The organism is Neobacillus vireti (genome assembly GCF_036962465.1).
Taxonomy (GTDB): domain Bacteria; phylum Bacillota; class Bacilli; order Bacillales; family Cytobacillaceae; genus Neobacillus; species Neobacillus vireti_B.
In genome coordinates this window covers 135,893-146,118 of record NZ_JBALNF010000033.1, presented here as the reverse complement: position 1 = coordinate 146,118, position 10,226 = coordinate 135,893, and the positions used below count along the sequence as shown (strand labels likewise).

The 10,226-nt window shown below is 40.3% G+C and carries 9 protein-coding genes and 1 pseudogene; 7 read left to right on the top strand and 3 right to left on the bottom strand.

The window, feature by feature from the left end; all coding sequences use genetic code 11:
- Positions 1–49: 49 nt before the first annotated feature.
- From efeO to V7077_RS15635, 4 genes are all read left to right on the top strand, one after another.
- Positions 50–898, top strand: coding sequence for an iron uptake system protein EfeO (gene efeO, locus V7077_RS15650; RefSeq protein WP_335503508.1), 849 nt, complete (start codon positions 50–52; stop codon positions 896–898).
- Positions 899–2,188 carry an iron uptake transporter deferrochelatase/peroxidase subunit gene (gene efeB / locus V7077_RS15645; protein WP_335503505.1) on the top strand — a complete coding sequence of 430 codons (1,290 nt, stop codon included), beginning with the start codon at positions 899–901 and terminating at the stop codon, positions 2,186–2,188.
- A gap of 19 nt (positions 2,189–2,207) precedes the next feature.
- Positions 2,208–3,968, top strand: a complete 1,761-nt coding sequence (locus V7077_RS15640; RefSeq protein ID WP_335503501.1) for an FTR1 family iron permease — start codon at positions 2,208–2,210, stop codon at positions 3,966–3,968.
- A gap of 108 nt (positions 3,969–4,076) precedes the next feature.
- On the top strand, positions 4,077–5,411 hold the full coding sequence (locus V7077_RS15635; protein WP_335503498.1) for a polysaccharide biosynthesis protein: 1,335 nt from the start codon (positions 4,077–4,079) through the stop codon (positions 5,409–5,411).
- Positions 5,412–5,492: 81 nt separating this feature from the next.
- Here the strand turns inward: V7077_RS15635 and V7077_RS15630 are convergent, their stop codons facing one another.
- From V7077_RS15630 to V7077_RS15620, 3 genes are all read right to left on the bottom strand, one after another.
- Complete coding sequence (locus V7077_RS15630; protein ID WP_335503541.1) at positions 5,493–6,104, bottom strand: Bax inhibitor-1/YccA family protein; 612 nt, start codon at positions 6,102–6,104, stop codon at positions 5,493–5,495.
- Positions 6,105–6,206: 102 nt separating this feature from the next.
- On the bottom strand, positions 6,207–6,599 hold the full coding sequence (mscL, locus tag V7077_RS15625; RefSeq protein ID WP_335503495.1) for a large-conductance mechanosensitive channel protein MscL: 393 nt from the start codon (positions 6,597–6,599) through the stop codon (positions 6,207–6,209).
- Positions 6,600–6,691: 92 nt separating this feature from the next.
- Complete coding sequence (locus V7077_RS15620; protein ID WP_335503492.1) at positions 6,692–8,185, bottom strand: LuxR C-terminal-related transcriptional regulator; 1,494 nt, start codon at positions 8,183–8,185, stop codon at positions 6,692–6,694.
- A gap of 200 nt (positions 8,186–8,385) precedes the next feature.
- Between V7077_RS15620 and V7077_RS15615 the strand changes: the two genes are divergently transcribed.
- The 3 genes and pseudogenes from V7077_RS15615 to V7077_RS15605 all read left to right on the top strand — a co-directional run.
- Positions 8,386–8,961 carry a DUF6230 family protein gene (locus V7077_RS15615; RefSeq protein ID WP_335503489.1) on the top strand — a complete coding sequence of 192 codons (576 nt, stop codon included), beginning with the start codon at positions 8,386–8,388 and terminating at the stop codon, positions 8,959–8,961.
- Between the two features lie 19 nt (positions 8,962–8,980).
- Positions 8,981–9,364 carry a DUF6114 domain-containing protein gene (locus V7077_RS15610; protein ID WP_335503486.1) on the top strand — a complete coding sequence of 128 codons (384 nt, stop codon included), beginning with the start codon at positions 8,981–8,983 and terminating at the stop codon, positions 9,362–9,364.
- A gap of 12 nt (positions 9,365–9,376) precedes the next feature.
- Positions 9,377–10,226: pseudogene (locus V7077_RS15605) on the top strand (hypothetical protein); the annotation flags it as partial.

Sequence of the window (10,226 nt, the reverse complement as noted above, 5' to 3'; positions counted from 1 at the left end):
AATAATGAAAATCATTCTCACTACTATTCTATTTGGAGGAAATTCATATATGAAAATACATACATTATCTGGACTTGTTTTATTATCTAGCAGTCTATTATTTGGCTGTTCCAATTCGGATCAAGCCTCGAGTACAAAAAAAGCAAAGGAAACTCAAAATACATCAACGGAATCGTTAAAAGGTGTATCGGCTGAATATCGGCAATATGCTATTTCCGAGATTGAAGAATTCGTTAAGGCCACAGACGCTTTTACCGCAGCTGTTAAAAATGGCGAAATTGAAAAAGCCAAGGAGCTTTATGGACCAGCTCGGATGCACTATGAGCGTGCGGAACCAATCGCCGAAAGTTTTGGTGACCTTGATCCTAAAATTGATGCACGTGAAGGGGATGTTCCCGAGGCTGAATGGGGCGGATATCATCGGATTGAAAAAGGTTTATGGATGGAAAACACGACAAAAGGGTATGAACAAATGGCTGATCAGCTAATGAAAGATGTAAACCTGTTACGTGCTAAAGCAGATACAGTAGAAGTGACGCCCGATCTATTAATTACCGGAGCTGTTGACCTTTTAAATGAAGTTTCCACTTCAAAAGTAACAGGTGAAGAGGATCGCTATTCCCATACAGATCTTTATGACTTTGCCGCAAACGTTGAAGGAGCGGAGAAGATCTATCAGCTGCTTAAACCGGCACTAGAGAAAAAAGACAAAGACGTTTCAACAGAGATTCAGGCTCGTTTTGATGATGTTTATCGTTTATTAAACCAGCATAAAAACGGTGATGGCTACAAGCTTTATACAGAATTGTCGGAAGCGCAAGTAAAAGAGCTCAGCCAGGCCATTGATGCATTAGCAGAACCACTATCACAAATAGGTATTATTACGGAGGCGTCTTAATTGCCAAACAATCCAACCAACTTAGAGGCATTAACTGAAAAAAAGGTATCAAGACGAGACATTCTGAAAACCGCCGGAATTGGCGGTGTCGGAGTCATTCTAGGAGCATCTGGTCTCGGCAGTGTTCTTTCATTAAAGGAAAGTAAGGCATCGGGCCCTGAGTCGAATCAAGAGATTGTTCCTTTTTATGGTGAATATCAGAGCGGTATTACGACAAAACCACAAAATCATGTTTATTTTGTTTCCTTAGATGTAACGACATCTAAGCGGGAAGACTTATCCAAACTATTTAAGGAATGGACCAGAGCTTCAGCTTTAATGACAAAGGGGAAATCAGTCGGCAGGCTTTCTAGCAATGAATTTTTACCTCCAGATGATACTGGGGAGGCGGCAGGACTGTCACCATCCAATTTGACGATTACATTTGGGGTCGGTCCTAGTCTTTTTGTAAAAGACAATCAAGACCGATTTGGGCTAAGACACAAACAGCCGAAGGAATTGGTTGATCTTCCCGCTTTCCCGCTCGATGCGTTAGAAGAGGAATGGTCGGGTGGAGATATTTGTATCCAAGCTTGCGCCGATGATTTGCAGGTAGCCTTTCATGCGGTAAGAAATCTAGTTCGAATTGCTAGAGGGAAAGCAACATTGCGCTGGGCGCAAACGGGTTTTCAGCGGACGAAACAAGCGGACCCTAAAAAGGAAACACCTAGAAACTTATTCGGTTTCAAAGATGGCAGTGTAAACCCCGATGTTGATAGTAAAAAACAGTCTAATGAGCATATTTGGGTTCAGCCGGGTGATGGACCGGATTGGCTTGTTAATGGCAGTTACCTTGTAGTGCGCCGGATTCAAATGTTTATTGAGGTCTGGGATCGAACCAATTTAAAGGAGCAAGAAAACACCTTTGGGCGATACCGGGATAGTGGTGCTCCATTAGGGCAAAAGAATGAATTTGATAAACCTGATTTCACCCAAAAGAAAGAAACAGGTGAAGATGTAATCCCTGCTAATTCCCACGTACGATTGTCCCATGGAGATGGTTCTCAGCAGATTCTCCGCCGTGCTTATTCCTATTCAGACGGAATGGATTTGAAAACAGGCAGCTTTGATGCAGGTCTTTTGTTTCTATGCTTCCAGCGGACACCAAGTAAACAATTTATCCCCATACAGAACAGGTTAGCTAAAATGGATAAATTAAACGAATATACCTCCCACCGTGGAAGTGCCATTTTTGCTTGTTTACCAGGTACTAAAGAGGGCGGTTTTATCGGAGAGACACTATTTAACTAGTGGTTGAGGAGAGAAGATTATGCAGCAATTAAATTGGAAGCCTTTATTAGTAATTATAATGTTAATCAGTTTTTTTCAAATGAGCCTTCCTGTAAAGGCGGCAGAAAATAGCGATGAACTTTTCGTCCTAATTGGTGATAGTTTAATGAAGGCAAAGGATGGCGAGCAGGCAGTCGTAGCCAAAAATATGGAGCAGTTTGCAAGCGAGTGGCAGTCCATTAAAAAGGCTGGCAGCGAACGGGCCAAAGATGTTGACCAAGAGTTAAAAGAAGTTCAAAGTTTACTAGCTAAGGACAGCGTCGATAAAGAGGCACTCTCGAAAGGCCTCTCGGCTCTTTCTAGTGCAGTCGTCCAATATGAAGAGGAACAAAATCCGAAAGATAAAGAAAAAGGCAAAGAGCAGGTAAAGCAGTTGCTTCCGCTTATTTCTGTTATGGAGGCCTCGGTAAAAAAAGGTGATACCGGATCATTAAAGCTTCAATATCAAAAATTAATGAATGGGTGGACGGCTTCAGAGAAGGCGGTTCACGATGAGAGTATTGCTGCATATGGAAACATTGAAAAATACACAGCTCTCATAAGAATTGCGATTACACAGGAACCAGCCGATTTAGATAAGGCTGGACAAAACTTAGATCAACTAAAAGTAGAAGTAGAAAACTTTCTTGCGGGTAAAGTATCGAACCAAGTTCAAGGTGATTATTCCTTAACAGACTTAGCGACATTGTTAGGTAATGCCGAAAAGGCCATCGCTAAAAATGAATATAAAGATTCTAGTGTACAGTTAAATAAAATCCTTACGATCTGGCCATTAGTTGAGGGAGATGTCCAAACGAGGGACAGCAGTTTGTACAGCGATATTGAAACGAAGGTACCAACTGCCATCAGTCTCTTAGATTCTAAAAATGTAAATGCTGATAAAGCAATCGATATTGTTAAGGACCTAGAAGATCGGCTTGCTCCGTTATTAAGTAAAACAAGTTACTCATTCTGGGATGCCGCCCTTATTTTATTGCGTGAAGGGTTGGAAGGATTATTAGTAGTCGCAACCCTGATTGCCTTTTTAAAAAAGATGGGTCAATCCTCCCAGCAAAAGTGGATTTGGACAGGAGTAGTTGCCGGTATCTTGGCCAGTGCCGTCCTAGCCGTCATTATTAATATCGTCTTTTCAAAATTTGTGGCTGCTTCAAGCCGGGAGTATATTGAAGGGATTACCGGTATAGTTGCTGTCGTCATGATGCTGACGGTCGGAGCCTGGCTTCATAATAAGTCAAGTATCGGAAATTGGAATAAATACATAAATCAGCAAATGCAGCAGGCAATCGCAAAAGGAAGTCTCTTTTCCTTTGCTATTATCAGTTTTCTTTCGGTCTTTCGTGAAGGTGCTGAGACGATTATCTTCTATACCGGCATTACTCCGTATATAGGTTTAGCAGAGCTCATATTGGGGATTTGTCTGGCTCTTGTCGTGTTAGTAATCGCTGGCTTTGCCATTATTCATTACAGTGTAAGAATTCCAATTCGCTTGTTCTTTAGAACAGCAACCATCTTAATTTACTTCTTAGCGTTTAAAATTTTAGGAATCAGTATCCATGCACTGCAGATTTCAGATGTACTATCGACGACTACAGTGGAACGCTTACCATTTATTGACTGGCTTGGGCTTTATCCAACATATGAAACCACTTTACCCCAATTACTATTACTGTTCATTATCTTCTTCACCACTTACTTGGTGAAAAAAAGTGATGGGAAACAAATAATATCATCAAATGCTTAAAAGGGCTGGTTCCACCAGTCCTTTTTCTTTTTAAAAAATTTCTCCTACTATTCAAAGGACTTGTCTCATAAGTTAGTAAAAGAGATAAGAGTAAGGGAGATTTGCAAATTGGGTATTTATTATAAAGGCATTTTTTTTCTAGCTGCTTCTGCTTTCTTGGGTGAAATGATTGAGGTTCTAATCAATATGATTTTGGCAAGAGAATTGGGGTCACATGGGCTGGGACTTTATATGACAATCCTTCCATCCATTTTTTTACTGGTATTATTATCCAGCTTTGAATTACAAGTCTCCATTTCAAAATTCATTGCTGAAAGAGAGCAGCGGTATCACCGTACGATTCTTTACCATGCTATGACTATTACCATCACTTTTACCTGTATTCTATTTTTAGCAGCTGCTGCGCTGCTTCCATTTATTTCTGTATTTGATAATTACCATCCATATGTCAGATGGCTGGTTTTGATTTTAATCCCCGTTATCTCTTTCACCTCTGTGGCAAGAGGCTACTTTATGGGTGTCCAAGAAATGGGGAAAATAGCGGTCTCCAACTTCCTTCGTAAGGCGTTCCAGCTAGTAGGCTTGTTTATCCTTTTTCGCTTTTTCGAATATGATGCGGAGGCCTCCTTATTAATTGCTATTTGCGCCCTGATTGGCAGTGAAGTTGTGATGTTTTTATATCTGTTTTACTTGTTTATCATTCAATTTCAACAGTTAAAACGGAAGCCTTTCTCTAATATGAACCGGAAAGGGGTACGGAAAAACCTAATCGCTGTGTCGATTCCAACAACAGGGCTGCGGCTATTTTCAGCGGTCATGAATGCCGTTCAACCGTTTGTGATAAAGGGAGCCTTGGTTTACTCTGGAGTATCGAGCACTCTCGCAACTGAGCAATTTGGCATGCTGATGGGGGTGGCGGCTTCGATTGGATTTTTCCCGGCTTTTATTGCGCACTCGTTAATGATCGTCCTGATTCCGGCCGTTTCTAAGACCAATTCACAAAAGGATTATGCAACCTTGCAAAAAATGCTCCAGCAGGTGATGAAGATTACGGTACTATATGGCGTCCCTGCAGTGGCAATTTTCTACTTTTTTGCTCCAGAATTAACTTCTCTATTTTTTAAGTCGGATACATCTGCTGTCTATTTGCAGCTGCTCTGGCCGTTTTTTCTCTTTCATTTCTTTATCATGCCAATGCAAGCTTTCTTAATAGGTCTTGATATGTTGAAAGAGTTGTTTTTTCATATTATTTGGTCAACGATCATCTCTTTTGCTTTAATCCTATGGCTTGGATCCTCACACGATTGGCAGATGAATGGGGTGATTGTCGGGATGAATACAGGAGCAGTTCTTTTGGCTCTCATGCATTATTTAACGATCTGTAAGAAGATTGGGGTTTCAATTTTTATGAAAGGAATGGTTACAAGCGCAGCGGAACGATGAATTTTTTCAATGAGTATGGAGCATCAGTTATCGAACAGAGAAAAAAACAGGAGCTTGGCAATTTGCCAAACTCCTGTTTGATTAGTCTCTGCTTGAGACAATTCCAAGGATGCGAAGAATACTGATAAATAAGTTGATAAAATCAAGATATAAATTTAAGGCCATCAATGGCACATCTTCTGCTCTTACACCGTAGTGCTTCATTCGGCTGATATCGAAAAGAACATAACCACTGAAAACTAAAACACCGACAAATGAGTAAGCAAGCAGTCCTGTTGAGCTTAAAGGGAAGAAGATATTATAAATTGAAATGGCTACTAATGCTAAGATAGCTGCCAGTAAGAACCCACCCAAGAAAGAAAAATTACGTTTGGACTTTGCAGCGTAAATGGCGATTCCTGTAAAGACTACAGTCGTGCTCGCAAATGCCATGCCGACTACATTTGCTCCAGAAGTCGACAGGTAGTAAGCTACGATTGGATACAAGGTAATCCCTGAGATAAAAGTAAAGATATACAAAAAGCCATAAGAAACAGCTTTTCTCCTTCTAAAGAAAAAGGCGGTTATCAACATAATAAATTCTAAAATCATTAATGGCATAAACAATCCAGGCGGAACGACAAATGCCCCTGCCATCGTCCCTAAGAAGGCAATTGCTAATGAAAGTGCAAACGTCCTTAAAACGGAAGGCATAAATTCAGTAGATGTTTGTGTATACAAAATCTTCACCTCAAAATGAATTTGATAGAAAGTCTTTAGTCACTGACTTCCTTATTAAGATATACGTATAAGTGGTCAAGATGTTTCATTTTTTCTTAAAAATTCTTGGTTTTCTTTTAGAAGGTCACGAATCTCCGCCAACAGCTCTTCCTGACGTTCTACTTTTACCACTACCTCCGTTGGTGCTTCCTTCTTTTTAAAACGGTTAATGAACTTTACAAATAGGAAAACAGAAAATGCAATAATAAAGAAGTCAACCACCGACTGGATGAATTTCCCGTAGTTTAAGCCGAGAAACGAAAGTTCTGCAAAGGAGTCCACTCTCCCTAGTAACAACGCAACAATTGGCATAATAATATCGGCGACAAGCGAAGAGACGATTTTCCCAAATGCCCCGCCAATGATCACCCCAACGGCTAGATCAATCACATTGCCTTTCATGGCAAATTGTTTAAATTCTTTCCACATTTAATCCGCCTCCCTTGCTTTTTTCTTAATTGTTCATTTTATCTTTACCTAGCAAGAAAGGCAACTAGATTTTTTTGGCACATATTGCCCGTTTAGGATATTAATTTCATTTTTATCGCCTTTACGGCTGCATCGGTCCGGTTCTTTGCAGCTAACTTTTGAATAATCGCGGATACATAATCCCGTACGGTATAACTGCTAAGATGTAACTTAGCCGCTGCTTCACTAATGGAAGCTCCATCAGCAATTAACTGCAGAACTTCTTTTTCCCGAACAGTTAAAATGGTCTGCGGACCGCCGAATTGCTGTAGTGCCTCATCCCATATCGAATATAAAAGCTCTCCAGCATATTGGCCAAATTTAATTAATGTCGTCATTGTTTCAGGCAAGACCTCAAATGATGTATCTGCCCCTTGGTCTAACAGGGCAACCCCAAGTAACTTGCTATTCGTTGGCACGAAAATAGGCAGGACAACCAGTGATTTAAGCTGGTATTCTTGGACATATCTTTTCGGCAAAATATCGAGTGCATACGGGAAATAGAGCGGCTGGGAATGACTTAGGGAATAAAAGTATTTATCTATTAAGGGAAGAGTATAGATCCCCTCTTTTATTTGTTGAATAGTGGAATCGCTTACATTATAACCCGAAACACCTATGCCTTTATCTACATAGTGGTTATATAAAAATAAGGCACAGCGCTTGAATGGCATATAATCCACTAGTCCCCTAGTAATCGCATTAACGGCATCGTCCGCACTTTTCGTACGAAGTAAATGTTGTAGAAATAGCAGTGAAGCATCTTTCCATTCCAATTTACTTTCAAGCTGTTGAAGCTTTAACTGGCGTAAATACATCCCCTTGATAAAAGAAATCTGCTCTTCGGTAAGCAACTCCTCTGTACTAATAAGGAGATAATCATTCAGACATGGTATTTGGACAATTTTCTCTTTACCAGTACTGACACCTACTAATTTTTGAATCGCTAACGAAAGGTGGCGTATTTCTACCGCCTTTAAACTTGTACAGATATCAAGTAAGTGGTTGTCCACTGGATTCGACTCCGTACAGACTACGGCTTCGACTTGATAATCGGACTGTTCCTTTTTCACCACTGCTACCCATTTCAACGGGACCATATTGGTTGAGATGATGGATTTTAACCATCTATGATTTTGTGCTTCAACTTGCTGGGTAATAAAGGTTTGATCAAGGACTCTTGAAAAGAAGGACTGTACGGCTTGATGGTCTAAAAAAGTGGTGACAGTTTTTTCAGCTAACAGTTGATGAAAAAGATTTTCTATCGTAGTAAGAAGATAAATAGACTGATATTCCTCTTCCTTTTTAAAAAACTGCGCCTGCCACTCTGAAAATAGTGAAAAGATAAAGGAATCAACATTAAGTTTTTCATAGTCGGCAGCCTTGTGGAAGGACATCTCAATAATCGCTTCAAATTTTCTAGCTAGGCTGTCATTTTGAAAGTTTAATTTTGTCAGCTGCTGTTTCCAACGTTTTAAAAACGGTTCCTTATATTCAAATAGAAGAGAAAGCCCTTTTAATAAAAGCTGATCTATTTTATGCTTCATTACCCTTCACCCTCATTCTTTTCTTTTTAAATAGTACGTAATGTCTCTTTCTAATATGTCCGTAGTGGAATAGTGACCCCCGACATTTGACGGGGGGGTTAAATTTACACGATATTTTCCGTAATTGCTGTGATGAAACAAGGATTGTATGCTTAGTAAAAGATATATTATTTAAATATTTCAAAAATAGGAGGGGTTTGATGGAAAGTTCAATGCAGCTTGTAGAGGGTACCACTAGCAAAAAGGTATTTTGGTCAGCGCTAACCGCGGGGGTATTGACGTTAGCATTACTACTAGTATCTTTTGGAATATCAGGTGTTGCTTATGCGGTTCCAATCGCAGGTGTGGGGGATTTTTATGTTGAGTTTGATAAATTAGTAGGGAATAATTATACCTTCTATCCTAAAATGGGCGAAACAAGTTCTTCAGATTCAGCACCGCAAGGAACAAACTTAATTGAAACACTGACCATCGATAATCTTCAATTATACAAAGATTTTAAAGTGGGCGGAGAATGGATTCGTGTCAAAATAACTGCCTCAAAGCCTGTCCAAATTACTGGTCTTCAGCATGATGCCGGATTGATAGAAGCAAACGCCAAATTCCAAAACTTAGTTTTACAAGAAAAGCATAGTGATGACTGGCAAAAACAATTTAGGCAGACGTCCTCAACGATTATATTAGAACATGCAAAATTAAAAACTCACTATCTATTTCAAAAAACAATTAATATGAACGGAATGCGCTTAACTGTTGAAAAAATTAACAAGAATTAGTGAGGGGGATCTAAAGATAATGGAAGTTCGAAAATGGCGCAAAAGCCGTCCTCTGTGGGGCTCCATCCTTACAATTGTAAGTGGGTTAATGATCTTATGGGTGCCGTTAAATCTATATCTAAGTACCTTTTTACCGGGGTCAATTGCCATAATTGGTTTATTATTCGGAGGTGTCATCACCTTAATTGGCATCGTCGCGTTATTTTTTCCGAATGCGTCCAAGATACTTGGTATCTTTACAATTTTCCTTTCAATTCTCTCGGTTATTGGTGCTCTAGGAGGGTTCTTATTTGGAACATTATTCGGAATTATTGGCGGGGCTTTACTAATGGCCTGGCGGCTTGAACCTGTAAAAGCGAAGACAGCACCTCCAAGCGGATTGGAGAAAACACACTCTGTTTAAAGGGGAGAAAATATGTGGTGGAAACGAAAGCCTATTCTATTATGCTTTTGTATTCTGTTGCTGATGCTGACCTTACCTTCTCTCGGTAATCCTGTTTTCGCCGCTGAAAAGTCGACCGATGACGGATTTATTATCGAGGCGGACCGAGTGGTTGGCTCCGGTATGAATGCAACAATTGTCAAACAAGAGACGACTCAGAAAAACGGGCAGCTAATGCTCAGAATTCAGTATCAATCTGCAACAATTTATGGGATGCGATTAACGAAGCAAATTGACACACCTACGGGGGCAGTATCCATTAGCTTAAAAGCAAATGGACCGGTGACCGTAAAAAATATGACGGTTGATACAACAGCTATTTCATTTACTGGTGCTTGTATTAACGCGGCAGAGACGATACCCGAAGTTGGCATGGAAAATGTGGTCATGGCTGCTCATTATATGAAATCGGTTGATAGTTTAATAGAACAATTGACACTGACTACGTTATCAGGGAAAACAAATCCACAAAAGCCAGACACAATAAAGGTATTACAAGACTTGGGCTTGCTGCCGCTGAAGGAAATGGATAAGGAAATTGAAAAAATCACAACGGGTCATCTGCCATTAATGTGTGAGGATCCTTCCAAAATAGGAGGGGGGACAAAATCTGATGGTACCCTGCATGACCCGATAAAAGATACGACGGGGCTAGTAACAAAACCATTAGAGCCAGTGACGGATTCGCTGAAGCCAGTGTTGGATCCACTGGAGCCGGTGTTGAAACCGGTAGAGCCAGTGACCAGGCCGCTGGAGCCGGTATTGAAGCCGATAGAGCCAGTGACCAAGCCGCTGGAGCCAGTATTGAAGCCGATAGAGCCAG

Bases quoted from the DNA above. Each gene is read 5' to 3' on its own strand.
- efeO (WP_335503508.1), top strand. From the start codon at position 50: ATGAAAATACATACATTATCTGGACTTGTTTTATTATCTAGCAGTCTA.
- V7077_RS15640 (WP_335503501.1), top strand. From the start codon at position 2,208: ATGCAGCAATTAAATTGGAAGCCTTTATTAGTAATTATAATGTTAATC.
- V7077_RS15630 (WP_335503541.1), bottom strand. From the start codon at position 6,104: ATGCCTTCCGTTTTAAGGACGTTTGCACTTTCATTAGCAATTGCCTTC.
- mscL (WP_335503495.1), bottom strand. From the start codon at position 6,599: ATGTGGAAAGAATTTAAACAATTTGCCATGAAAGGCAATGTGATTGAT.
- V7077_RS15620 (WP_335503492.1), bottom strand. From the start codon at position 8,185: ATGAAGCATAAAATAGATCAGCTTTTATTAAAAGGGCTTTCTCTTCTA.
- V7077_RS15615 (WP_335503489.1), top strand. From the start codon at position 8,386: ATGGAAAGTTCAATGCAGCTTGTAGAGGGTACCACTAGCAAAAAGGTA.
- V7077_RS15610 (WP_335503486.1), top strand. From the start codon at position 8,981: ATGGAAGTTCGAAAATGGCGCAAAAGCCGTCCTCTGTGGGGCTCCATC.